27 protein-coding genes are annotated in these 24,784 nt (G+C 46.0%); 8 read left to right on the top strand and 19 right to left on the bottom strand.

Annotated features, from left to right (window positions below; genetic code table 11):
* Positions 1 to 635: 635 nt before the first annotated feature.
* The 6 genes from asd to NGAR_RS00515 all read right to left on the bottom strand — a co-directional run bounded on the left by asd (position 636) and on the right by NGAR_RS00515 (position 7,984).
* Entirely contained in the window at positions 636 to 1,712 is a 1,077-nt protein-coding gene (asd, locus tag NGAR_RS00535; RefSeq protein WP_015017634.1) for an aspartate-semialdehyde dehydrogenase, read from the bottom strand.
* Between the two features lie 150 nt (positions 1,713 to 1,862).
* The gene (locus NGAR_RS19155) at positions 1,863 to 2,024 is read right to left on the bottom strand and encodes a transposase (protein ID WP_228369234.1); all 162 of its coding nucleotides are present in this window, start codon (positions 2,022 to 2,024) and stop codon (positions 1,863 to 1,865) included.
* A 224-nt stretch (positions 2,025 to 2,248) separates the two neighbouring features.
* Positions 2,249 to 2,470, bottom strand: coding sequence for a transposase (locus NGAR_RS16965; RefSeq protein ID WP_015017633.1), 222 nt, complete (start codon positions 2,468 to 2,470; stop codon positions 2,249 to 2,251).
* 698 nt (positions 2,471 to 3,168) lie between these two features.
* Positions 3,169 to 5,085, bottom strand: a complete 1,917-nt coding sequence (locus NGAR_RS00525; RefSeq protein ID WP_148680765.1) for a DUF790 family protein — start codon at positions 5,083 to 5,085, stop codon at positions 3,169 to 3,171.
* Positions 5,079 to 6,710: a DEAD/DEAH box helicase family protein gene (locus NGAR_RS00520; protein ID WP_015017631.1), complete on the bottom strand. Its 1,632-nt coding sequence runs from the start codon at positions 6,708 to 6,710 to the stop codon at positions 5,079 to 5,081. Before NGAR_RS00520 ends, NGAR_RS00525 begins: the two co-directional genes overlap by 7 nt.
* Before the next feature lie 173 nt (positions 6,711 to 6,883).
* The gene (locus NGAR_RS00515) at positions 6,884 to 7,984 is read right to left on the bottom strand and encodes a Fic family protein (RefSeq protein ID WP_015017630.1); all 1,101 of its coding nucleotides are present in this window, start codon (positions 7,982 to 7,984) and stop codon (positions 6,884 to 6,886) included.
* Between the two features lie 395 nt (positions 7,985 to 8,379).
* Between NGAR_RS00515 and NGAR_RS00510 the strand changes: the two genes are divergently transcribed.
* The 6 genes from NGAR_RS00510 (at position 8,380) to NGAR_RS00485 (ending at position 13,114) form a co-directional block, all read left to right on the top strand.
* The gene (locus NGAR_RS00510; protein ID WP_015017629.1) at positions 8,380 to 8,691 is read left to right on the top strand and encodes a hypothetical protein; all 312 of its coding nucleotides are present in this window, start codon (positions 8,380 to 8,382) and stop codon (positions 8,689 to 8,691) included.
* 89 nt (positions 8,692 to 8,780) lie between these two features.
* Positions 8,781 to 9,872: a pyridoxal phosphate-dependent aminotransferase gene (locus NGAR_RS00505; RefSeq protein ID WP_015017628.1), complete on the top strand. Its 1,092-nt coding sequence runs from the start codon at positions 8,781 to 8,783 to the stop codon at positions 9,870 to 9,872.
* On the top strand, positions 9,865 to 10,716 hold the full coding sequence (locus NGAR_RS00500) for a cobyric acid synthase (protein WP_015017627.1): 852 nt from the start codon (positions 9,865 to 9,867) through the stop codon (positions 10,714 to 10,716). The genes NGAR_RS00505 and NGAR_RS00500 overlap by 8 nt, the downstream gene beginning before the upstream one ends.
* Positions 10,717 to 10,718: 2 nt before the next feature.
* Positions 10,719 to 11,681 (top strand): cobalamin biosynthesis protein, encoded by a 963-nt coding sequence (locus NGAR_RS00495; RefSeq protein ID WP_015017626.1) that lies wholly within the window; start codon positions 10,719 to 10,721, stop codon positions 11,679 to 11,681.
* Positions 11,668 to 12,468: an adenosylcobinamide-GDP ribazoletransferase gene (gene cobS / locus NGAR_RS00490; protein ID WP_015017625.1), complete on the top strand. Its 801-nt coding sequence runs from the start codon at positions 11,668 to 11,670 to the stop codon at positions 12,466 to 12,468. Before NGAR_RS00495 ends, cobS begins: the two co-directional genes overlap by 14 nt.
* A 10-nt stretch (positions 12,469 to 12,478) precedes the next feature.
* Positions 12,479 to 13,114 (top strand): NTP transferase domain-containing protein, encoded by a 636-nt coding sequence (locus tag NGAR_RS00485; protein WP_148680763.1) that lies wholly within the window; start codon positions 12,479 to 12,481, stop codon positions 13,112 to 13,114.
* Here NGAR_RS00485 and NGAR_RS00480 read toward each other — a convergent pair.
* The 10 genes from NGAR_RS00480 to NGAR_RS16960 form a co-directional block, all read right to left on the bottom strand.
* Complete coding sequence (locus tag NGAR_RS00480) at positions 13,081 to 13,281, bottom strand: 30S ribosomal protein S27e (RefSeq protein ID WP_015017623.1); 201 nt, start codon at positions 13,279 to 13,281, stop codon at positions 13,081 to 13,083. The two genes, NGAR_RS00485 and NGAR_RS00480, sit on opposite strands and share 34 nt — an antisense overlap.
* A 19-nt stretch (positions 13,282 to 13,300) precedes the next feature.
* A complete protein-coding gene (locus NGAR_RS00475; RefSeq protein WP_015017622.1) occupies positions 13,301 to 13,573 on the bottom strand; it encodes a 50S ribosomal protein L44e in 273 nt (90 codons plus the stop codon).
* A 403-nt stretch (positions 13,574 to 13,976) separates the two neighbouring features.
* Positions 13,977 to 14,321 carry an IS200/IS605 family accessory protein TnpB-related protein gene (locus NGAR_RS00470; RefSeq protein WP_228369375.1) on the bottom strand — a complete coding sequence of 115 codons (345 nt, stop codon included), beginning with the start codon at positions 14,319 to 14,321 and terminating at the stop codon, positions 13,977 to 13,979.
* A gap of 183 nt (positions 14,322 to 14,504) precedes the next feature.
* Positions 14,505 to 14,780 (bottom strand): hypothetical protein, encoded by a 276-nt coding sequence (locus NGAR_RS00465; protein ID WP_187147600.1) that lies wholly within the window; start codon positions 14,778 to 14,780, stop codon positions 14,505 to 14,507.
* A gap of 97 nt (positions 14,781 to 14,877) precedes the next feature.
* Positions 14,878 to 15,153: a hypothetical protein gene (locus NGAR_RS00460; RefSeq protein WP_228369233.1), complete on the bottom strand. Its 276-nt coding sequence runs from the start codon at positions 15,151 to 15,153 to the stop codon at positions 14,878 to 14,880.
* 182 nt (positions 15,154 to 15,335) lie between these two features.
* On the bottom strand, positions 15,336 to 16,610 hold the full coding sequence (locus NGAR_RS00455; RefSeq protein ID WP_015017618.1) for a hypothetical protein: 1,275 nt from the start codon (positions 16,608 to 16,610) through the stop codon (positions 15,336 to 15,338).
* Positions 16,611 to 16,834: 224 nt separating this feature from the next.
* Positions 16,835 to 17,749: a zinc ribbon domain-containing protein gene (locus NGAR_RS00450; protein WP_148680760.1), complete on the bottom strand. Its 915-nt coding sequence runs from the start codon at positions 17,747 to 17,749 to the stop codon at positions 16,835 to 16,837.
* A 162-nt stretch (positions 17,750 to 17,911) separates the two neighbouring features.
* Positions 17,912 to 19,579: a thermosome subunit beta gene (gene thsB / locus NGAR_RS00445; protein WP_015017616.1), complete on the bottom strand. Its 1,668-nt coding sequence runs from the start codon at positions 19,577 to 19,579 to the stop codon at positions 17,912 to 17,914.
* Between the two features lie 463 nt (positions 19,580 to 20,042).
* Complete coding sequence (locus NGAR_RS00440; protein ID WP_015017615.1) at positions 20,043 to 20,456, bottom strand: thioesterase family protein; 414 nt, start codon at positions 20,454 to 20,456, stop codon at positions 20,043 to 20,045.
* Between the two features lie 27 nt (positions 20,457 to 20,483).
* Positions 20,484 to 20,705 carry a C2H2-type zinc finger protein gene (locus NGAR_RS16960; RefSeq protein WP_015017614.1) on the bottom strand — a complete coding sequence of 74 codons (222 nt, stop codon included), beginning with the start codon at positions 20,703 to 20,705 and terminating at the stop codon, positions 20,484 to 20,486.
* Between the two features lie 170 nt (positions 20,706 to 20,875).
* Here NGAR_RS16960 and NGAR_RS00430 point away from each other — a divergent pair, with 170 nt between their 5' ends.
* Together NGAR_RS00430 and NGAR_RS00425 are read left to right on the top strand one after the other, a co-directional pair.
* Positions 20,876 to 22,030 carry an RNA-guided endonuclease InsQ/TnpB family protein gene (locus tag NGAR_RS00430; RefSeq protein WP_148680758.1) on the top strand — a complete coding sequence of 385 codons (1,155 nt, stop codon included), beginning with the start codon at positions 20,876 to 20,878 and terminating at the stop codon, positions 22,028 to 22,030.
* Positions 22,031 to 22,758: 728 nt separating this feature from the next.
* A complete protein-coding gene (locus NGAR_RS00425; protein ID WP_015017612.1) occupies positions 22,759 to 23,331 on the top strand; it encodes a transposase in 573 nt (190 codons plus the stop codon).
* A gap of 155 nt (positions 23,332 to 23,486) precedes the next feature.
* On the opposite strand, the gene NGAR_RS00420 is transcribed toward NGAR_RS00425, so the two are convergent.
* The 3 genes from NGAR_RS00420 to NGAR_RS00410 are packed head-to-tail and all read right to left on the bottom strand — an operon-like array spanning position 23,487 to position 24,684.
* Positions 23,487 to 23,672 carry a hypothetical protein gene (locus NGAR_RS00420; RefSeq protein WP_148680757.1) on the bottom strand — a complete coding sequence of 62 codons (186 nt, stop codon included), beginning with the start codon at positions 23,670 to 23,672 and terminating at the stop codon, positions 23,487 to 23,489.
* Positions 23,639 to 23,857 carry a hypothetical protein gene (locus NGAR_RS00415; RefSeq protein ID WP_148680756.1) on the bottom strand — a complete coding sequence of 73 codons (219 nt, stop codon included), beginning with the start codon at positions 23,855 to 23,857 and terminating at the stop codon, positions 23,639 to 23,641. Before NGAR_RS00415 ends, NGAR_RS00420 begins: the two co-directional genes overlap by 34 nt.
* A complete protein-coding gene (locus tag NGAR_RS00410; RefSeq protein ID WP_015017611.1) occupies positions 23,833 to 24,684 on the bottom strand; it encodes a hypothetical protein in 852 nt (283 codons plus the stop codon). Before NGAR_RS00410 ends, NGAR_RS00415 begins: the two co-directional genes overlap by 25 nt.
* Positions 24,685 to 24,784 lie beyond the last annotated feature (100 nt).

The raw sequence follows: 24,784 nt of genomic DNA, 5'->3' as shown, positions 1-24,784 counted from the left end.
CTTACCTACCTACTACTTTTGTAAGTTCGGAAGAACTAAGACTTGCGATCAGCACAGCAGTCCCAATGTTTTTTCCTCTTTTGCCCATGTCCACAGCTATTATGGCACAGATGGATGGGTGTTAAAATCTCCACTTCTTTCGATACGGAAAGGTGGAGCTTGTAATGCCCATCACGCTTGACGAGTTTGGAATCATTTATTATTATTATCTTGCCTTCAATGGTCTCTGCTTGGTTTGCAGCAGCAGAGGCAGTAAAAATATCCTATAATAATTCCTTTTGCAATCCTGATATCCAGAAAGTACTTGGCAAATTTTTGTTATTCGTTTCAACGATGCCAAAAACCTGCTCATTTAGGTAGAGTGGGTCGTTTGGCTCAGCTCTTGACACCATTGCCGCATATATATACATCGAATAAAAACCTCTGGATGCATCTTGCGGTTTTCTGCATATAAGAAGGCTTCTTGACCTTTATCATGTCCTGCCATGCAGCATAAAAACCTCATCAAGTAATGCCTGTTTTCTCTTTGTCAGTCGAAACAGACGCGGCAAGTTATCGCTTTCCGGGCTTCCAGTTATATTTCTGAGAAAAAGGTACCTTATATACCCTCACGAACTTTGCACTAAAAAAGAAATTTAGAGGATGTTGCGATCCTTCAAGAGCTCGGCAAGCAGGACTGCACCCTTTGCCGATCCCATCTTTTCATTGTGCGACAGGAGGACGTACTTTATACCGTTGTCAAATGCCGTGTCCTTACGTAGCCTTCCCACTACCGTGGTCATGCCGTCGTTCAATTCCCTGTCGATCCTTGGCTGCGGGCGCGTTGGGTCGTCGTGCACCACGATATAGTCCTTTGGCGCGGTCGGCAAGTCCTTGATCGATACATTCTTTGAAAATTTCAGCATCTCCTTCTTGACCTCTTCTGCATCTGCTGTCTGCTCTGTTTCTACAAATACAGACTCGGTGTGGCCGTCCAGAACGGGGACCCTCGTGCATGTGCAGCTTACTTTGAGTGGCGCCGGTGCGATAGAGCCGTTGTTCATTGCGCCCAGAATCTTTTTCGTCTCAACCTGCACCTTTTCCTCTTCCTTTGGGATGTATGGAATAACATTGTCCATGATATCCAGAGCGATAACACCTGGCGACCTTCCTGCGCCAGAGAGCGCCTGCATAGAAGTCATGAACACCTTTTCAATGCCAAACCTGTCAAGTATTGGCTTGAGCGTGATGGCCATGCCGGTAGTAGTGCAGTTTGGCAGCGGCGCAACGAACCCTTTCCATCCGCGGTTCTTTCTCTGTAGGTTCAGCAGTTCGGCGTGGTTGTCGTTAATTCCCGGTATCAGTATCGGGACATCTTGCTCGTAGCGGAACGCGGCGGCGGTGCTGATCACCGGCGTGGTCTTGGCAAATTTCGGCTCGACTATCTTGGCATCATCTGATTCGAGCGCGGTAAATATTAGATCGAAATTCTCCGGCTTGATGTCGTCTACTTTGCTGACGACCATGTTCTTGACGTACTCGGGTACTTCTTCCCTATTGTGCCAGCGCAAAATGCCAGAGTTGGGGTCGCGGATGGCGTCTATGTATTTCTTGCCAGCCGACCTTTCAGAGGCGGCTACCTGCGTCAGTTCAAACCACTTGTGCCTGTTGAGGGCTATGACGAATTCTTGGCCCACTGCACCCGTGGCTCCAATGACTGCTACCTTGAGCATATATTAGAGGTGAATTTGTGAATGGAATTATTGAATCTACCGCTTTACAAAGAAGCGGACTCCCTTTCTGGAGGGCTCTTTATCTCTACAAACGCCTCTTCCTGATTCATAGACTGTGACTGCATGCATTGCTGCACGGGACTCCAATCTCTACAGGCGTAAATTCCCGCGGCCCCGCGATAGTAGTAAGTCTAGCCTCCCTAGTTGTTCTAGACCTCTGAACTGGATGTTTTTGGCAGCATTATAATCTCTGGCAATCTTGAGGCCGCAATTGTTGCAGCTATGTGTCCTCATGGCCAAGGTTTTAGGCACTAGTTTGCGGCATCTTGAACATTCGACAGGTGTGTATTATACGGATTTACTTCTATTACCAATTTGGCTTTATAATGTGTAAATATTTTTTGAATGTGCCAAAACCACTGTCCAAGATACTTCTAGCAAGAAAATGGTTTTTCACCATGTTGTTGATTTGTAATCTTGCAAGGAAAACTGCATCATATCTTCTAGCACATCCGATTGATAGCTTATGTAGAAAATCATCCTTTTGTTTCTAATTCTTTCATGTAGTATCTGAAGTCCAGTCTTGTCTTTGCCTTTTCCTTATTCTTTGAACCTTTCTGCTTTCTGGACAATCTTCTTGAAGCTCTACGCAGTGGTTTGAGGATTTTTGTGGGATGCAATGGATTATCTACTTCATGATTGTCCGAGTCATATGCAAATTTAGTTACGTCAACATCAATTCCAACGTGTTTCTTCAAATCAATACTAGGAGTTCTTATTGCCCTTGGCTGTTTACAGGCAATACAAACTTACCATTTGTTATTAGCTCTTTTTGTAACCGTAACCTGTCTGATATTGAAAATAACTCTTGAGAACCTAATCTCTATCCAGCCTATTTTTGAAGGCCATAGTAAATTGGCATTGCCATATCTTTCTATTTTGAAGCTGACTGATTATAAGTAAAAATTCTAAATTCATCTTTTTTAATGAAATTTAGTTTGCCATTGCCACTCTTGTATCCTTTTCTTTTTCAGTTCTTGAAGTGAACTATTAGCGCAGCAACTTGAGTTGATACCATTTGCAACATTTTAGAGTGGTAATTATTGAGTCACGGTTTCTCCCTTCCTTTAATTCTGTAAGCATGTAATTCATGTCATTTCTGTCGAGTTTTGATCCTGAATTCAATCTCTTGATAAAGTCATTATAAACGACCCTACAAGCTTCAGTAGTACTGTTTAGTATTGTTTCTGGTATCTATTTGGGTACAAACAAAACTTATGGATACAGATCAATAGGAGTTGCATCAGTAATTTAATAATCGTTATTGATGTTATTTCCTTTTAGGAAACTAAATGCAAGTCCTACATATGTACAGTGTAATACAATAACCTGCGTTCCTTTTCTAAGAACCTTCAAAATAATAAATCCCCCTGTTCAGTGGAAGATTAAGTTATGCTCATGCTGTTATGTCGTTCTTCTTCTTTTCGATAACTGCGGAGCTGACATCCATATTTCGCCAAATTACATCATAACCCAGCTTGTCGACAAGCTCTGCGTGACAGGCTTCAGGAATAGCATTTTCTGAGAGAATCTGGCATGCATCAGTAAATGCTTTGACTTCTTTTAGCAATAATTCCAGTTTTTTAGCTTTAGCTTTTGAAATAAGGTAGTGATGTTGTTGCTGCTGTCCTCCGCCACCAACGCTAATATACTGATCACTGTAATCTCTTGATACGATTTTAGACACTACCTCAATTGGAAGATCATATTTCTGTGCAAGATCTTTGAGTGAAATAATATCTTTTGAGCGATCAACTTCTATTCTTAAGCTAGGGTCTCTCGTTTTTCTATCGATCATCTCCTTATCCACTGCCTTTAGATAATCAAGAATTGGCCTTATAGGAACAGAGTCATTTTTGTAAAAGATTAACCTGTCCATAGGAACTGTGGAAGAGAAAGTTGCAAATGATGATGAAGAAGAAGATATTCTTGATCCAGCAAGTTCCTCATTTATCGCTATAAAGAGGTCAACTACTGTTGTTGTATTTTTTCTTGTATTGTAGTGATGATTATTGTTACTACTATCATCACTATTGGCTTTCATAATCTGCCTTACCTTCTGAAGTTTTCTCTCTAAATAATCTGGCGTCCAAAATCCAACAATTTCCAAGTATACTCTGTTGCCATACTTCTCAAACATAAAATCAGGAATGAACGCCTTGCCATTGGCAACGATCAAAGGATCTGGCTCCCTTACCAATTTCCAACCGCTCGTCTCTCCTACTACCTCATTGAATTTTCTAGCAAACTTTTCCTCTACCAAGCTATCAAAAGAATAACATTCAGATGATGTGAAAGCTGCTGATCCAGTCTTCTTCTGTCCATTTTGATTGTCATCATATTTAGTAGCAAAAAATGGATCCGATAAAAATGGAAGAGTTTCTGAATTAGATATTTTGAACTGATACAGTTTCTTTCCTTGCATCATCATTGTTTTTCTCAAAATCCATGCATCTATTTGCCAATCGACATCTCCTTTTGCAAGTACTATAGAGGGAAGTAACTTGGCAAGTGACGTTCCGTACCTATCAGTCAGCTTGAAGAGGCTGAGCGGGCCCTCAAGGGAGCAAACCAAGGAGCTTGTGCTAGCAATATCATTTTCGTTACCTTCATTATGCCGTTGACTGCGGTTCTCTAGATAATACATCAGCCCTAGCCTCTTTACATTTCTCAATATGCGTTTCCAGTTCGTTCCTCCTGAAATTTGAAACTCCATTTTTGTTGCATTAAAGAGCAGTGTTTGCATAAGAGATAGGTTGTACCAACCAACCAAAGTTTTAGCGTCAATATCAGCAAAATGTTCAAAGATCAGGTTATCATCCAAGTCACTCCACATTACCCTTATGACATCATCTGGAGAGATATGCAGCTTTTCCGATATGGAATTGATTATGCTATTTCTTTCAAGATCTGTTAATGCAAATCCTTTCTTCGACGATTCTTCAAACAACATTCTTCTGACATCAATAGGATCTATAGCTATTGTAGTTGTGCCGGCACCATCACCTGAGGGTGCTGGCTCGTTATTAGTGGTGTTATTGGTGATATGACGGGCAGAACAATAGGCATTATTGAAGACGCATCTTCTCTCAAGAAGGGCACAAAATCCTCTTATGAGTTTGTAATCATTATGACTTGACTCTATGGCAGATATTCTGTTATAGAGCTCGAATTTTCTTTCATGTGCTCTACATGATTCTTGGAATTCTTTAACCAATGACTGAGCTAATTCTAATTCGTCGCTTCGAGTACAAAACAAAGGCATAATCATGCCCTTTCTTACTGCAACCCTAAGTAATGGAGACGCTAACATATCCTATTGTTAGTGGTATATTCCGCCTCCTCTTGCAGCTGCTTATTGATATGATCTTCTTCATCACCCTCCTCTTCACCATCCTGTCTAATCGATCTTAATGCTCTCTTCCTTTTTGCACCAGTGATAGTTTCTTCCCTCGTCTCTGATGAAATAATCTCAATCAGCTTAGCCTTCTTACTTCTTCTACTGCTATCTTCTTTTTCATCATCGGTTGCTGCACCTGAGGTGGCAGCTTTGGGTTTTGGCCTGAGTAGCCTGCCAAGCCTTTGAATGAACTCCCTTGCACTCCCAGTCCCGCTAACAATTATTCCAAGTTCTGCATCTGGCACGTCTATACCCTCATCCAATACTTTTGATGTGACAATGGCCATATACCGTCCTTCCTTGAAGCCCGTTAGCACATCCTGCCTTTCATCTTTGTTTGTCTTGTATGTTATGAATGGTATCAGGAATTTATCTGATATCTGATAAACTAAGCTATTATGCTGGGTAAATATTATAGTCTTTTTGCCCTGATTTTCTGCCAAGATCTCCTTTAGTTCTTCTATCTTTGCTTTGCTATTCAGTGCAATATTTGTAGCTTTGTTTCTTGCAAGAAGTGCCTGTCTTGCAGTTGGATTTTTTCCAGATATCATTATTAATTTTTCAAGCGAGAGATTGTAGTAGCCGCCCATTGTTTTTCCAATCTTATTCAAACACTGCCTGTATGTAGACATATTTTCACGATATTCCTTAAGCTCCTCCGGTAATAGCTCAACTCTCCTTCTCTCAATCTCATACGAAGCAAGATGCTTTTTCTTGGCAAGAGTGTCAGGGCTTGCTTGATATACTACCTCTCCTACAAGCCTTGGCAGATCTCTATGAAGCTCATCTTCTCTTTCGATAGTAGCGGTAAGTCCTAACCTATAGGGAGCCGCCATCTGTTCTGCAATAGTTCTATATCCGAGGGCTGCCAAGTGGTGCACTTCATCAAATATTATTAGTGAAAATTTATTGCCAAGCAGTGGAGCCCGCAAATAGGCGGAATCATACGTAGATACGGTAATTGGCTGAACATCATCTATCCCACCACCAAGATTTCCTATTTTAGTAGGCTGATGAAAATATTTCGAAAGGACAGCTGTCCATTGATCCATTAGGTCAAGAGTTGGAACAATGATCAGTGAAGAGGCATTTACTGTTTCTATCGCTTTGATGCCCACAATGGTCTTCCCAGAGCCTGTTGGCAGAACAACTGATCCTCTCATTCCCGCACGAATCCAGTTATCAAGTGCTTTCTGCTGATAGTCCCTTAATGACACTAAAGAGGAAGCAATAGCTATTCCAGCTGTTGCTGTTGCTTTATTTTGTTTTACTACAATACCACCATCATCATCATTATTATTACTACTATTCAAATCTGGAGATGCTATAACATCCGAGAAAACATAATCAGCAAATTCTATTCCACTCTGCTTTAGATATTCCACTATGTTGACATAGTAAAGAGCCTGTGCCCGCAATATGTTATTATTATTACTTCTAGGATCCGGTGTCGCAAACGGAATATGGGCAAGGCCTCTAATGACTATGGTGCCTCTATCATAATTCAGCGTCGCTTTGAGCACTGGCTCTTTTATCAAAAAAGAATTAAAAGTCTTGCTGCCTAGAATCAGGACGCATACAGAGTAGAGTCAATAGCGACTGTTTTTACGTAAATTAAATATAAAAAGCCGCAGAATGTGCTGTCAGTTAAGAGATTTATTAACTAATAATCGTTGGCACAAATGTATATTCAAAGAAAAAAGCTAGAAAGTTAAGGAAGCTCTTTGGATTTGTGTAACACATCCATCATTCGTTTGATGATATTGAAAAGCTCCGGGATTCCTTCTTCTTGAGCTGCCATGACTACTACTTCCTCAGACTCCCATAGCTTGTATAGACTTGTCTTTGTGAATAGATACATTACTGTCGCGTTCATCCTTTCGATTATGAAGTCAATTAGGGGCACATGATTTAAGGCATTGCCTGCCTCCAGCGCGTCAAGATAACGACTCCTTTCGGTTGGCGTAATGTAGATTGGTGGAAATCCTTCTCTCTCCAGCATCAGATTTAGGATCTCCCTTCCAGTTCTACCATTACCATCTTGGAAGGGATGTATCTCTTCAAACTTTTGATGAAATAGAGCAGCCGTCTCTACAGGATGAACCTTCTTTATGTTTCGTCGGTATTCGTCTAACAGATATCGCATTCTAGTAGGCACAGTTTCCGCCGGAGGCGGCGTATATCCGAAGCCCCTGATTAATGCGCCTCTGATTCTGTATTCGCCTATAGGAATAGGCTTTCTATCGTCTCCAGTTATGCCTTTCATTAGTAGTTTGTGGATGTGCTTTATGACATGCTCTGTAATATCGCCGCTAAATCCCTTTAGGAACTCCTTGACATCTTTGTAGTTTGATACAGCTATTGCATCTTCTAGAGGTTTGTTATTCGGAGTAAGTCCTTCAATTAACACCTTGGCGGTTTCATTTTCGTTCAGCGTCACCCCTTCAATTGCAGTAGTGCCATACACATATCTGATGAGGAATGTCTTTTCATATTCTTCCCTGTCTGATTCAGAAATATTCTTTCTTATGTTCTGATAAAGCCATTTTATGTATTCTAGCTCATCCTCGCTTACTGACGTAGGCTTATTTTCGAAGTGAGCTCTAGGCTTCTTTATAATCGCGCTGAACTTTAACATATTGATAAGATGTTTCTGGAATGCTACAGCTTGAGCCTTTATGAGCTCTTTCTCTGATAGATCTGCTCTACCTACTATTGTATTAACAATCTTGAGCTGTCCATTTGGTCTTTTGACAGCATCTTGAAAGTAGTAGTAGGATATTCCTTTGATGCGCTTAGTTACCATTGTCATACTGTTAACTAATATTACAGTCAGCAGATATATTAGGTTACCTAATTAGTTAGCTTTCTATGCCCTTGTTCATTTTTATTAGTTAACTATGAGCAATGCGGCAAAGTGACTCACCACATCTGATGCTCGACCGTTTCTGATGCATGTTTTTAAGTTGGTTTCTCAAACTAAAATCAACAATTAACCTTGATCATATGGCTTGTTACTGAAAAACCCACCATACGCAAGATTGGAAAGCAGCTGTTCGGAGATCATGCCAGACCTGTGGGCATCTTTTCCTAACTGTAACCGTTCTGCAAGGTCTTGGCGCATATGGATAGAACATGATACATATACTCTTTTGTCAAGGGCTTCAACGCCCTGTTTATTATTTCGGTCATTGGAGCGGATGTGGTATGCAGGCAGAGGCTATTGAAAAGGATATTGACGTCAGGGCGGAGGGAAGAAAAGAGAAAGTCTTTCTAACGACAGGGACACTTTACGCATTAGCGACTCTACAAGCTCTGGCCATAGGAACGGACTTGCTCAGCTTTTTCAGAGATCCTATCGAGGTCTATGGGCTCATAATAATCGGATTTTACATCGCAAATTTCCTCTATGATGACCTTGGTCAGCAGCTTGTAGAACTGTCAATTAGGCATCGGCATGCGGTTGCTTCAGCTATCAAAACAGGACTTGATGGATTTCTGAGGCGATTGGCTCAATAGAACGCAATTGTTAAAATAGATTAACTAATCTAATAATCGTTAGCCTGTACAAAAACATTCTAAATATAGCTCGTACAAGCTTCTTTGAGATGGGTCAAAAGGTGGTTGCCAGCAAGGGAATGAGCGCTTGCTCTCATGGCGGCGTTTATTCAGTCAACCCCCGGTTAGTAAAGGTTGACTGCAGCTCCAGCATCAACCCGCTTGGAACCCCACTAAAAGCAATAGCAGCAATCCAAAAGGGCGCAAAGTCCCTTGCTCCGATGTACCCAGATCCGGAATGCAGGGAACTGAAGAAAAGCCTATCGCGCTATTTGCGAATCGGCGACCCTGAATGGATAAGCGTAGGCAACGGCGCAATGGAAATCATTTACTGGTTCGCACAGGCGTTTGCAAAAGGCAGCAGGGTGGTGATCCCGGCGCCTACGTTTTGCGAGTACGAGCTTGCGTCGCACAAGTCCGGCGCAGAAGTGACCTTTGTTCCTTTGCACAACTTTGAGCTTGACGCTGATGAAGTAATTGAAAAGGCAAGAGGGGCTGGAGCGGTGTTCCTTTGCAACCCAAACAACCCTACCGGCATGCTCTCCACTAAGGGGATAAGAAAGATAATCGAAAACATTGATAGCTCGACAAAGATCCTGCTTGATGAATGCTTTATCGAGCTTGTAGACGAACCTGACACCAACAGCATGATCGGCATGATAGAAAAATTTGACAACCTTGTGATACTGAGGTCGCTTACAAAGTCGTTTGGGCTTGCCGGCCTAAGAGTAGGCTACAGCATATGCAATCCCGCGCTTGCAGAAAAGTTGTCCGCAAACAGGATCCCATGGAACGTGAACGGCCTTGCACAGGCTGCAGGGGTTGCCGCGCTTGCAGCAGACAGAATGCACCTGCCAAGGGCAAGGGCAATTATCAAAAAGGAGCGCAAGTTTTTGCATGATAGCATTGGCAGGCTAAAGTCCTTCAAGCCACTAAGATCAGATGCCAACTATTTCCTTATCCATCTGCAAGGCAAGAATTCTACACAGTTTAGGGATGCCCTTTTGAAAAAGACAGGAGTGCTTGTCAGAGACTGCAGCACGTTCACAGGCATGGAGGGCTCTCAATATGTCAGGGTGGCGGTCAAATCGCACATGGAAAACCTGCACCTTCTAAAGGCTCTGGAGGAGTTCGATGGCTAAAAAGGCTAGGCTCGTGATGGTGCAGGGCACTTCGTCTGGCGCCGGCAAGAGCACGATTGTGATCGGCCTTTGTAGGCTGTTTTCAGGCAAGGGCTACAAGGTGGCGCCCTTCAAGGCGCAGAACATGTCGTCCAACTTTTTTGCCACGGCCGGGGGCGCCAAGATGGCACTGGTGCAGGCGATACAGGCAGTGGCAGCAAGGAAGGAGCCGGACCCCCTGATGAACCCGATCCTGCTCAAGCCGATTGGCGAATACAGAAGCATTGTCTTCCTGAACGGCCGATTCTACTCTGAGATGCACGCAAAGGAATACTATGAGAAGTTTGTCATGCAACAGGGCTTTTCTACCGTGCTCAAGGCGCTTGACAGCCTGAGGAGTGAAAATGACATCGTTATCATGGAAGGCGCGGGGTCGCCATCAGAGATCAATATTGCAAAATACGACATTGCCAACATGCTGCTTGCGCAAAAGGTCGGCGCGCCCGTCATAATAGTGGCAGATATTGAGCGTGGCGGGTGCTTTGCAAGCATTGTTGGCACGATGCAGCTGCTAAAGCCGGCCCACAGAAGTCTTGTCAAGGGTTTCCTGATAAACCAGTTCAGGGGCGACATCACACTCCTTGCGCCTGCTATCAAGGAAGTGCAAAAGATGACGAAAAAGAGGATTCTGGGCGTCATCCCAAAGATAGAGTTCAATCTGCCTGAAGAGGACTCGCTTGTAGGCAGCATGGCCGGCAAGGCAGAGATTCCCCGCGAAGCTTGGAACTGGCAAATAGACCTTGTTGCAAAGGCAATAAAAGAGAGTGTCGATATGGAAAGGATATCAGAGGTCGTTGGGCTGTAGAGATGCTGCTAGGTCTACTTGCGGCGCTTGCTGCTGGTGTTGGCGTTGATTGGCTGTTTGGCGACCCGCCCAACAAGTACCACCCGGTGGCGTGGCTTGGCCGGCTTGTAGGTTATTGCGTGCCCCGGCTCAAGGGAGGGGCAGAGAAAGCCAAGGGAGCCGCGTTTGCCGTTTTGCTTGTCATCGCGGTAGCTCTGGCGGTTCATTTTCTGGTGTTTGCAAGCATGTATCTTGCAGGCATTGTCGCGCTGGCCATCGCGTCTGCCATAATATTGAAAATTACCATTGCAGTGAGAGGCATGGAAAGGCATGCCAAGGCAATCATGTCCTGTCTGGAGACTGGCGACTTGGCAGGTGCGCGGCAGAACCTGTCCATGATAGTAAGGCGCAAAACCAACGACCTTGACGAGCAGCACATCCTGTCGGCGACTATCGAGTGCGTGAGCGAAAGCACCGTTGATGGGATCACCGGGCCAATCTTTTACTACTCGCTTTTTGGGCCTGTCGGCGCTTTTGCCTATAGGGCGATAAATACGCTCGATTCCATGGTTGGCTACAAGGATGATTACTTTAAGGACATTGGCTGGATGTCTGCAAGGCTTGACACTGCAGCAAACTATATGCCTGCAAGGATAACCGCGCTCCTCATGATTGTATCTGCAAAGATGCTGGGCGCGGATTGGAAGAACTCGCTTAGTGTGCTTCAGCGCGACCACGCAAAAACGTTCAGCTCCAATGCCGGCTACCCTATGGCCACTATGGCAGGCGCGCTACGCGTCCGGCTTGAAAAGATTGGCCACTATGCCCTTGGCGACGATCAGGAGCCGGCCTCGCTTGAAAAGTGCAAGACTGCGATCTCGATAATGAAGCTCACGACGCTATTGTTCTGTATTGGCGTGTCTGCCCCGATAATTTCAATTCTGTATCTTGCCGGCTGGTGGAGGCTTGTGCTTGGCATCCCTTAGGCCAGTCCAGTCGGTGCTTGCGTTCCTGACCATACTGCCCTCTTCTTCTGGCAAGCAGCAGAAGCAAAACCACGATATACACTATGTCGCCAAGAACATGTATCTGTTCCCGGTTGCCGGCCTTGTGATAGGCACCATTGTTGGCGCGATGGCGCTTGGCATCTCGGTTGCAGGCTTGCATCCATTGCTCATTGGACTTTTAGTAGCCGGGGCACTTGTGATCATTACAGGCGTCCACCACACCGATGCACTGGCCGACTTTGCAGATGGGCTGATGGCAAAGGGCGGCAAGGAAGTAAAGCGCAAGGCAATGCTTGATCCTGCAGTCGGCTCTGCAGGGGTCGCGGCACTAGTCATGTACTTTGCTGGCATGATAATCGTGTTCCAGGCTGGCTTTTCGTCCAGCCTAGCCATTTTCACCAGCATCATAACGGCTGAGGTGATAGCCAAGTATGTCATGGTGCTGCTTGCAAACAGAGGATTATCTGCGTGGGAGGGCTTTAGCTCGCCCTTTACAGCTGCAATGAAAGACAGGCGCAGGATGGCGGCAGCCACTGCTATCATGCTTGGGATAGTGTGGCTTGCCAGCAGCTATGCCGGCCTTATTGCGCTTGGCGTTTCGCTTGCCATTGCCGGGCTCATGAAGTACGTCTCTGGCAAGAGCTTTGGCGGCATATCCGGCGACGTGCTTGGGGCATCAAACGAGATGACCCGTCTGTCGTCGCTTATCGTGCTGTCCTTACTACCGCCTTCACTTCCGACGATGATGATACTGTGGTGGTGGTGATGACGGTATTTTGACAGTAGTATTAGTAGCTGCTATAATGTGCGGAGGCAAAGCGACAAGAATGCAGCAGCAGACTGATAGGGGCGGATCAGAAAAGCCGCTGCTAAATGTGGGTGGCGTTCCCATGGTAGAGTGCGTGATTTCCGCGCTTGCCGGCTCGAACAGGTTTGGCCGCATCATTGCGGCAGTGTCACCCAATACGCCAGAGACAAAAGAGTTCCTGAAATCAAAAGGCATAGAAATTATCGAGACTTCTGGAGTGGGCTACCCGCAGGATCTTTCATGGTTGCTCTCCAAGTTGAAACCGGAAAGGGTCATGGTGGTTCCAGCCGACATCCCACTGCTGGATGCACAGGCTGTCGGCGATATTGTCGACTCTGCCAGTAACAAGCAAGAACCTGCAGTTTCAATAGTGCTTGAGAAAGAGTTTGTGGAAAACATTGGTGCAAAACCAAGCGTCGTGTTTGGCCGGTACTGCCATTCCGGGATCACTATTTTTGATACCTCCAAGGTTGTAGGTGAAACGGTGCAGGAGCGCTACCTAGTGATGAATAGAAAAGAGATCGCGTTGAACGTGAATACAAAACAAGAGCTAGAACTGGCAGAAAAACTCTACTCGTCCAGAGCGCCTAAGACTTTGCCATAGATGTTTGCCAAGCCGCCAGACCGCTCAGCCAGCAGCTCGCCGCAGGATTTACAGTTGATGTTGGTCGTGGTGTGCGAAAACACTATAGCTTTTTCGCCGCACTTTTCACACTGGACCGACAGAAACGCGCTCCTCGGCTTTGGTACCATGATGTTTTCCTTCTTCATGTCATGCTATCCCCTCTTCTCATATCTCCAGTTTGCGGATCCTCAATCCCTCTTTCATAGTCTTGTACTGGCAGGTTTTACAGGTATAGCGTAAAGTCATTTTCTTGGTGGTCTTGGCAGTCCTCTTGAGCTCAGGGAATTTCTGCCCGCCGTAGCCCTTCTTGTCCTCGGCGTGCCTGCGAGCGCCCTCTGCCACAATCCTGTCCTTGCCCTTCTTGTACAGGGCGACTGACTGAACCGTGTGCGTCTTGCACTTGGGGCAGAACTTGCGCATCTCCTTCTGCATCTTCATATGGCTACTTCATTCTTTTATAGGGTAATTTAATGGGTTCGATCAGGTCTTTGGTTGCTTCCAAAAACTCAACTTGCTTGCATCTATACTCTGATGATTACCGGTTCTTTTGCAAAAACAGGTTCCCCTTCATTGCTTCTTCACATGCAAAAGCCCTTCTTTTGAACTGACGAACCGTGCCAGCCCTTTTATGGACATATATATATGTTCATAGCTGCTACTGGCTTTGTGTAAAAAGTAGTAATCCGCAAATCCATGATCATGCATTCAAACAGCTATCCGAACGTGAACCCATGACTTTTTAAACAAAGCCGCTGCTGCTACTACTACCACGTCTCCTCTGTCCATCCACCTTTTGCATCGATCACACCAAAGCTGCCTCTCATCTTTCTATCCACTTGGGCTATCTTCTTCCCGCATGGTGGACAGAGCTGAGATGTGCCTCTGGTTTCTTTAACTGATAATAATTGAATTGCTGGTACACGCCTTTCCATCTTGCTTTGTATTCAATTTGGCGCTTTATCTCAGCAAATGACCAACCATTTAACCTACTGCGATATGATATGCTCTCTGCCTTGGTAATTGCCTCGCTGGTATAGATTGCGGATACGACGAATGTCTTCACTATTGCAATTTTATTCTCTTTGGCAGATTCCACAATCGCCTTAGAGATGTGATGAAGTAGCTGGCTTATTCTAGTCTTCTCTTTCCGTATTTGCCATAGAACTTTTACGCCTGATCCGCACATCATTGCGTTTGAACGATTTTATGATAGAAAACATGTATTCTCTCTCTGTAATCCCGACGGCTTTTGAAAGATCGTACTGCTTCATCTGTTGATAGTTGCCAACTGTAAGGTTACACAGGTTCCTATCAACACCTTCTATGCGGATACATTCGATCTTCGCTACACCTTTAGAGTATCAGATACTCAATGAACTGGCGCTCTGTAAAAGAGGAATTCTCTGATTGACTGGTTAGACAGAGTCCTTCTAACGTAGCCATTAAGCGGAATATCAAAATACTGTCTTTCATCAAGCGACACTCTCAATATGCCGTCTGCAATCTTGAAGCCATAGCATAACACAAGCAATGGCTTTTTGGCATACGGTCTCAGATTCATGCCATGCATGATTGATTTCTTTCTGTTGGCAAGAATGCCAGCCAGCGGCATGCGAGATTTTGCACACAACTTGTAGTAAGACATGATATATATTATATCTGGCAAGTTGCTTGTATGCTAGATTGCATAGTTTTTCATTAGAACTCACTGATTATGTTATGTTTCTGTGTGGAATTTGTAATTACCTCTGTTTTGCCAATTCCGATACTATCAGCACTGCAGCAAATACATCTGCTACTCCAAGGATTATGAAACCCGGTGACCTAACTTCATTGCAGGTTGTCAGATTACCAAATGCAGGTTGTGGCCCTTCTTCTTCCTCCTCCTTCTCTTCCTCTTCTTTCATATCAACGGTAGCTGGAACACATGGTATCATAAATATGCCCGTTACAACCAGAATATTGACTATAATTCCTGCCACAAGCACAATCAATGCTATTGCAGCTTTGCGCAACACTCCACAAAATACAATCAAGTTATAGAAATGTTTCTAAGGACACTTCGGGATATACTGTATTAATATCACAATGTTATGGTCTTTGATGCTAGTTATATAATACTCATATGAATGAGCTGCAGATGGTCCTGCATTGAATATGACAAAACAAAAAATGGCGGCGTAGCCTCACGCGAGGCTTTTTATGGCGTGACCGTGACCTTGGCTGTTGACTGAACCATGGTTCCTGCCACAGTCGCAGTTATCGTGCCATTTATGTTGGAGCTTACAACTGCAGCCTTGAAAGTGGCCTTGGACGAGTCGGTTGCTGACGGGGTGAGAGTTCCAACGGCAGTCGAGTTCAACGACCATGTGAAATCTGCATCAACCCAGTTGCCATAAGCGTCATAGGCTGTCGCGTTAAAGTTCTGGGTTGCGTTTGATGGCACGGTCACGTTTACAGGCATCACTTTGACGCTTGCAGCAGCCTCCGGGACAACGTTGAACTTGTTGCTCGTGCCTGTCTTGCCACCAGAGTCAGAGACGGTTATTATTGTAACATTGCTCTTGGCATTGTACAGCTTGGCAGTAAACGTGTGTTGCCCATTATCAGCCGTTGCATTGAACGTGTACGGGTTTGGCGCAAAAGAGCTTGCATTACCCATTGGGCTTGAGCCGTCGTTGGTCTTTATCGTGACCGTTCCGTTGTAGTCTTTCTTGACGTGCCCATTAGTATCTATCGCCTTTACCGTAAAGGTAAACTGGTTGCCGGCAGTCTGGTTTGCTATGTGGCTTATCTCAAAGTGGGAAAGCTGGGTGTTACCGCCGCTGCCACCTCCGGTGTTGCCGCTCAAATGCATCTCCCCAATCAAGTAGATCTTGATGTGCGATCCGAGCTTGGCAGTCGGCATGGTGGTGACTATCTTCCATTCTCTACTCTGGGAAGATGGCAATATCGTCGCTTTGAGTGTGAATTTGTCTCTATCGTCATCATCATCCGTCCTGCCCTTGATCTCCAGCAAGCCCGTGCCGTGGCCGGATCTGGAGAGCTTGACCTTGCCCTCTGCATCTATCTCATACTCTTGACCGTCAATGTCTAGGGTACCATTGAACATGACCCTGACATGGCTCCCTTCAACCTTGAGGATGGAGCCGGACATGTCAAGCTTGGCATCAGCAACCCCGGTTCTGCCGTTGTTGGATCTTTCTACTGCAAGACCGCTGGCATTCACGGTCAAGGTGCCTGAAGACGGCAGAATGGTCTTGGCATCATTATTGAGCTTCTTTAGGATACTGGCAACCCGCTCTAGCTTCTCATTGCGTTTTTCCTTTTTGTCATCTTTGTCCTTGCTCTTATTTTTGCCATTATCATCATCCGTGTCGGCATATGCGCTTGGAGGTACTGTTGCTGACATGATGAGCATGGCAGCTACTAGTAGTGCGCCTGCCAAGATTGCAAATGCGTTCTTGCTTCTCATAAGGGCAGACGATACAAGTTTACTAAAAAGCCCTATGTAGGCGCAAACTAGAGCCGAACACTATTGTGGGAACTACGACACACAACAACAATCCTTAAAAATAGGATAAAGAACCGCGTGCGTGTCATAAGATAGGCAGGACACGCCGCGGTCATACCGACTCTACTATCTTCCTTGATGGGCAGTTGAATACTACGAGCTATAGCTAGCACTTTATCTTCTTTTTATTGTTTTTGTCCACATGAGGGGCAGAACTTTGCCTCCTTTTGAATTTGATTGCCGCAATTCATGCAATATTTTGTATCAGTGCTGACATGAACTTGCTCAAGGTTTCTTAGGCCCTTATCCTCTCCGGCTATTTCGTTGATGCCGGCCAGAACTCCTCGGATTATGTCGTCATTTAGGTTGAGTACGGGCTTGATGTTCTTGCCGTTTTCGTCTTTGCAATGAAGCTGGATCATCAGATCATTTTCGTGCAGACCCTTCTTTCTCGAAATTATAGTAGCTTCTGCTATATTCTGAGCGGGGATGACGATCTGCCTGCCATCTTGGGACTTGAATACCAGCCTGTTTTTGCCTCCTTTTTCCCTGAAAAGAACCAGCTTGCCACCTTCTATCTGTTTATTCCATCCCGGATAGCCTTCTATATAATCACAATCATACGATCTGCTATCTACTCCAACGGTGGTCGTCGCATCTGTTGTTGTTGTCGTTGCTCTCTTGGATGCAGATGATGCACTTGCCTCAAGGAACTTGGCTTGGTCTCTAATATACTTCCACAAGCCATCCTCGAATTTCTTTGCAACATATAGCTTTGCCACCGTAGCGGATATTCCAACTATTGGAACTATAAATAGGGGCGCGGACGTAATGATATTCTTGCCCCATTCTCCTGTGCCAACACTAACTTCAAAGTTGTTTGGTTCTCCTCGAATTGTAATGTCTGTGCTTCTTCTTGCACCGGCAGCAGTTCTAAGGGCACCTGCCTTCCTTGCCTGAATAAAAAACCACGATGCTGGCTCCGATGAGTCTTTTGAAAATGCCACTTCGAACTTGTTCTCTTGCAAATACGTTTCAATTCTTGTAGCGAGTCTTTCCAAATCAACATCCAGGTTTGTATACCGTTCTGTTTTAGCCATATCATTGATCCTCCTATATGGGAGATTATATATGATTTATGTAAAAGAAAACTTTGCAGTGTGGGCAACCACCAAAATGCAGCAGCAACAACAACAAAACTACTAAACCAATAACAGTCTTGTGAGAAAAGGGGAAAAGAGGAAAAGATGTGGGAGGCTTTTTTACTCCATATCCATTCCGCCCATTCCGCCACCACCCATACCTCCTCCGCCTGGTGGGCCGGCTGGCATCTTTGACTTGCCTGAGGCGATCACGTCGTCGATCCTCAAGATCATGGACACTACCTCGGTGGCAGACTTGATTATCTGCTGCTTGATCACCAGCGGCTCAAGCACGTTCTGTTTGTACATGTCTGTAACCTTGGTGTTCCTGCAGTCTATGCCTGTCCACTTGGCTCCCTTGCTCTGGCTTGCGCGAAGCTCTGTCATGGTGTCTATCGGGTCCATGCCAGCGTTCTCGGCAAGGTTGAGCGGGATGGCGTCCAGCGCATCGGCAAACTTTTGCACCGCCAGCTGGGCGCGCCCTTCTTGGCTACTCGCCCACTGCCTAAGCTCGTTTGCAATGTAGGCTTCGGGCGCCCCTCCGCCTGCAACTATGGCCGGGTGCTCCAGCACGTCCTTCATGACCATGAGTGCATCGTGAATTGACCTATCTGCCTCATCAACCACCCTCTGAGAGCCACCCCTAATCAAAATGCTTACAGACTTGGGGTTCTTGCAGCCTTCGATAAAGACCCACTTGTCGGTCTCTACCTTGCGCTCTTCAACAAGGTTGGCAGAGCCCAGATCCTTTGCCGTGAGGTCGTCAAGGTTGTTGACTATGCGCGCGCCAGTTGCGCGGGACATCTTGGTCATGTCAGACTCTTTTACGCGCCTTACCGCCAGTATTCCTGCCTTTGCCAGATAGTGTTGCGCAATGTCATCGATTCCCTTCTGACACAGCAGGACATTGGCGCCAGATGACTTGATCTTGTCTACCATAGATTTCAGCATACGGTTTTCCTCCTCCAAGAACATCTGCATCTGATGTGGGTCCGATATCCTGATCTCTGCGCTCATTTCTGTCTTTTCTATCTCAAGAGCGGAATTGATGAGGGCGATCTTGGCGTTTTCAACCTTCTTTGGCATGCCTGCATGCACGACTTCCTTGTCAAGGACGATGCCCTTGATCAGCTTTGTGTCGCGCATAGAGCCGCCCGCCTTCTTTTCCACTTTGATGTCATCAAGATCCACCTTCAGGCCGCCGCTCTCTGTCTTTTCGGCAACCTGCTTTGTGGCTTCAACTACGATCTGGGCGAGAACCGGGCTATCGTCTGATACCAGCTTGGAGTCCATGCTGGTCCTCGTGATCTTTAGCAGCATGTCCTTGTCTGCAATGTCGACCTTGACTGCGATCTTTTCCAAAAGCTTCAGTGCCTGATCCGCCGCTGCGTTGTACCCGTCGACAATTACTGACGGGTGAACGTCCTTGTTGATAAGCTCCTCCGCCCTTTCAAGCAATGCACCGGCAAAAACAACTGACGAGGTAGTCCCATCGCCTACTTCGTTGTCGACCGACTTGGCCACCTCTACCATCATCTTGGCTGCAGGATGCTGCACATCGATCTCTTTTAGGATTGTAGCGCCGTCGTTTGTTATTGTAACGTCGCCAAGCGAGTCCACGAGCATCTTGTCCATGCCCCTTGGACCCAAGCTTGTCTTTACAATTTCCGCGATAAGCTTGGCTGCAGTGATGTTGTTCTTCTGTGCTTCCTTGCCTTTGGTCTCTTTTGTCCCTTCCTTTAAAATCAAAACTGGCATTCCGCCAGCGGTTGTTTGAATTGATGCCATTCTCTCATATATCACCTGTATATAGAATAGTTACACAACTCCTTATGCGTCTTTTATAGATTTTGACGGTGGGCCGGGTCGGATGAGATTTGAATATCTGAACTCTCTTTGCCCACCAGGTATTTCAGATGTTAAATAGCAGACGTGAACTACCCACGTTCTTTACAGTAGATCAAAATTTTTTCTAGGGACGGAGGTTCTTCCACAGCTTTCTGAAGTCCGTGCATGTACACACATTCCCAAGGCATTTGTTGGCTGGGCACCAGAATTAACATACATACAATCATACAGTCATACATTCAGAAACTGGGATGACGGTGCCTTGACATCCTGTAAAATTACAAATTTTGATCTACTGTAAAGAGAGTGGGGTTTTCTTTGGTTCCCGTACCCTCCATCATGATCATGATAACAGTGAAGGGGCGAGACTATCGGACTCTGATAGTAGTTCACAGATTTTGACTCATTGCATCCCAAGTTGCTTCTGCTTCTCGTTGAATTTAGCCCGAAAGCGGGGGACATTTATTATGAACCTCTCGTGCCTTCCCTCGCCTACCTTTTCAAGCTTATCTCGCGCCTCGACCTCGAACATGACCCTCCTGCCCTCGACCGAGATTACTCTGGCTCTCAGAGATACTTTTGCCCCTACAGGGGTGGCGGCAAGATGCTTGATATCAACTATTGTCCCAACCGAGTCCCATTCCGGGTCTGGCAGGAACTGCTCTTTGAGGAGCAGCCTGCAAGTCTCTTCCATCTCGGCTATCATGGAGGGGGTGGAAAGGACGTTCTCGCCCTCCCAGAGAAAGCTTGTCGTCTGGTTCGAGTCCACGGTTATGGTGCGCTCTTTGGTGGCGCCTGCCCTGATTGCAAAATCCATATGCCTAGTGTTCAGGGTGGAGGCACTTTAAAATTTGTGTCTGCGGGCGTCCACCTTCTTTTCCCTCTCCTCGCGCTCGTGGTGCAGCCTGTCCTTCTCATGGATGAACTGTTTGCCGCAGAACCTGCACTTTATGATGTGGCGCTTGTGAACATCTCTTGTATGGCCTATCAACTCGTCATAGCTTGAAAATCTCTCGTGGCAGTCCTCGCACTCATTCTTCTCACGGCGCAAAAGACCTATGCCCATGTCGGCATCAATATAATAATATGCTGTATGCTGGCTATAAAGTTGCTTTCTTCTTATAGAAATATGGCGAGAAGACCACTGGACTTGTCCAGTGGATGAATCGCCACCATATTTTTTAAGTAGCACCAGTGAAAAATATGCTGCTGTACTATCATAATCAATCAATCATCATGACGCTCAACTACAAGTTCCGCCTATATCCAACGAAAGAGCAGGAGCTTCTGTTAGAGCAAACTCTGGATGGCTGTAGATGGGTGTACAACTACTTTCTCTCACTACCATCGCCAATGTCAGAGTACGACATGAACTATGCCTTGACTGAATTAAAAGAGCAACACCCATGGCTTCGCAAATACTACCACTCTAAAATGTTGCAGATGGTGGCAAAACAGGTTGCAGCAGCTAGAAAGGTAGCAAAGGGCCGCAAGCTTTCATACAGAAAGGACAGCGATTTCAACTCATTTACATATAACCAGTCTGGCTTTCGGCTCGAGAATAACAACAGGCTGTCACTTTCCAAGATAGGCAGGATAAGGATTGTACTACATCGTCAACCAGTCAACGTCAAGCAGGTGACAATATCTCGTACAAAGACTGGCAATAAGTGGTACGCTATTGTAGCCTGCGATGTACTGCGCAGGTCATTTTCAACGATAATCAGGTACGCAAAGCCTGTTGGTATAGATGTTGGCATTGCCAAGTTCTGCCATCACTCTGACAACCATGTGGAAGACAACCCGCAGTTTCTCACAAAGATGCTCAGACCACTGAGAAGAGCTCATAGAAGAGTGTCAAGAAGGCAGATAGGCAGCAATAATAGAAAGAAAGCAAAGCGCATGCTTGCCAGACTATATGAAAGGATAAACAACAAGCGTAAGGATTTCCTGCATAAAAAATCGGCGTACTATGCCAGCCGCTATGACCTGATATTTCTTGAGAGATTGCGGGTCATGAACATGACCAAGAACCACAGGCTTGCACGCAAAATCCTGGACGCAAGCTGGTCTGCTTTTAAAAATATGCTGCAGTACAAGGCCAACCGCGTTGTAGAGGTAGAGCCATCATACACATCGATTAACTGCTCAAGGTGCGGCCATCCAGTACCAAAGTCACTTGCAGTACGTATTCATGTTTGTACAAAGTGTGGTGCAATACTTGACAGGGACTATAATTCTGCCATCAATATCCTCAAGCGAGGACTGGAGTCGTTAGTGCTACTACTACTACCGGTGGAACGCCGGGAAGTTACGCCTGTGGAGATCGTACTACAACAGCGGTCGCTGAAGCAGGAAGAAAAAGAAGAGGCTATCGGACTTGTCCGATAGTAGTTCACAGAAAAAGAGAAGGTTAGGCGTCAGAGTTGCTAGTGTCTGCGCCTTGCTGCCGAAGCAATCACGTAGGCCAGTCCTACGATCAGTCCAAAAGCCAGAGGTATCCATACTGGGAAAGCGGCTGGGTCTATTGATTGCCGTAACAGATTTTCGAACATACTACTGGAGGGTTTGTTAGTCTTAGTATATTAGATTTACTGATGAAATCGGCTCTGTCGAAACCAACGCTTCTTTACCAGCTAGTCCATGAGATTCTATAGAACAAGCTTTCTGGTAGCCTCCAATTATGCCCCTCTCTCATGAAAGAATCCAGATATGTAAAGATGGCTAGGACAATGCTACATGTCCTGAAGCACGCCAGGATGCCATTGTTCCTCCACAACAGGAAGAGCAAAACCATATATTCACAGTCTGGCAGCACGTCGTCCTTCTAGCCATCAGAGACAATACGAGGCCAAGAGCTACCGCATGTTAGCTGATTGGCTGGTCGAGGCTCATTACCTCAGGATGTTCCTGCAGCTGTCGAAAATACCACATTTTACAACCATGCAGAAGTTCGCTGCCAGAATCTCTGGTACATTGCTGGAAAGAATAATCGCCTCTTTTTCATCCTTCTTCTAACAAGCATCAAGCAGAGATATACTCCTTGGTCCTGATTCGTCCGGCTTCAAGCCGACCCATGCGTCGCAGTACTACTACTACCTTTCACTGAAAGGGCTGAATTGAGAAGGAAGTACGTCAAACTGTCGTTAGGAGCAGACGTCCTTAAGCAGGTAATCTGTACAATCAAAATCAGGCGAGCTCCTGCAAGGCACGACGACAACGTCGATTTCAAACCGCTGGTGGAAAGGGCGTCAGACATCATGCCGCTGTCTCTAGTGGTGGCTGACAAAGGGTATGACAGCGAGGAGAACCACGTGTTTGTCAGGGAACGCTACCATGCGTACAGCATCATACCGCCAAGGTACCAGGATGTACCAGTATGGCGAACTCATGGCAGGTACAGGAAGCAGATGAAGAGAGGAGGCTATCTGAGACCGCTGTACAACCAACGGAACAAGGACGAGACTATCATGTCTGTGATGAAGCGGCTGTTTGGTGAACACGTTAGGTCAAGGCTGGTCAGGACACAGAACAGGGAGCTAGCGTTTAGATGCATCGCCTACAACAATATGCATAGGGTGACGAATCTCCTCGTCATCGTGATTGATTTCTACAAAGCCGATGAAATCTTGTCAGCAGTTGTCGCTAAGATACTCCCTCTCCTCTGGGTGGCTCTCGTATTATATATATAGAGAATTTCGTGCTACCTTGTTTGCTTGAGACTGCCGTAAAATCAGTTAAACAACCTATATCACCGAATAGCTCAAGGAAGCCCACGTTCTTTAGACGTGGGTAGTTCACCAGTGGGTAGTTGACAGATCTGTTTGGAATAATCAGTACCTGGCAATTAGCCACCAAGTATGGTCACTGACCTGCCATTTTTCATCTGGACAGAGTTCTTCACTGCGCCGTATATCTTCTCCAGTGCCAGCCTGATGAACTGCAGCATGAAAAAGTACGTGAACCCGGTGTCATACTTCCGCCCATGCCTGCCACGCGCTATCCTGCTGAGGTAACTCCATTTGTTATACACACCCACTCGTTCTGTATAACAAACGACACCAGTACGTAGAGCAGGCGGAGGACGGCGCTCCGGGAAGACGTCCTGGCCCTGCTCTTTTTCATCATCCTGTACGACGATTCTATGCCAAAGCGCTTCCGGTACTCGTCAAACATCCGCTCTACCGGGATATTTACACGGCCTGTGGCATAGAACATGTACTGGACGCCGTGATTCTTCTTCTTCCTGTACCGCTTCTTACGGTACTTTGCCACGCATACAGCCTGAAAGTGCATTTCTCCCCGGTGTTCGAATCAATGATTTCATAGTCGGGTACTACAAAGCTGTCCCTTCTTTTCCGGGTCAGTTTCGATAGCCTGCCGCCGGTCTTTCTTCCCCTCGGAAAGGCAGCTATGATGTACGGGATGCGCACAGAATTGAGGTAGCTCATGACGGCTGCTGCGGTAAAGAACCCCTTGTCAAGGAACAGGCACTTTATCCTGATGCCTGTTTTCTGTACCTCTGCGAGCAGGTACCTGACCACGTCTACTAGAGACTCGTCGGCCCTGACGTACTTCATGGCCAGGGTAAACCTCCTTCCATGGAGCCTCACATATGCGCTGGCGTGTGTGAAAAAGAAGTGGGTGGTATATACCGCTTTTGGCTGGTCCGCGCCTGACATCGCCTTCGTTCTCCGGCTGCCCGTAGTAGGTGGGGGCGTGTCTGTCATATCGATGGCTATGTTGACTGCACACTGCTGCAGCACGTCCTTGGCTCTTGCCTGCAGTACTACCCTGTTGTTGACAGCTGACTGAATCCACGAAATGTCAATCTTGGATATGTGGTACTGGACATCCCTTCTGGACGGGGTGCTGACCAGAATACTACAGCATGTTGTCTGTGTTATGGACGTCCCACCGGTACAGGCATAGACCACAGAATTTGCTATATCGACTACGGAATACCGCCTTCTTTTGAAACCGGCTGGCCTGAAAAGCGGCAGCAACACGTTGACTGCGTTACCAAGTACTCTCTCATCTGTCAAGAAACGTTCATCGGCAGGTTCTTGAGTAAATGTACCGCACTCGACTGACAGGGTTCTCACAAACCATGTGTCCTTGGTGGCAGCTATAGCTGTTGCCAGG

The sequence above is a fragment of the Candidatus Nitrososphaera gargensis Ga9.2 genome (assembly GCF_000303155.1).
GTDB classification, from domain to species: Archaea; Thermoproteota; Nitrososphaeria; order Nitrososphaerales; family Nitrososphaeraceae; genus Nitrososphaera; species Nitrososphaera gargensis.
The sequence above is the reverse complement of the archived record's forward strand: the minus strand, read 5'-3'. Positions and strand labels throughout refer to the sequence as shown.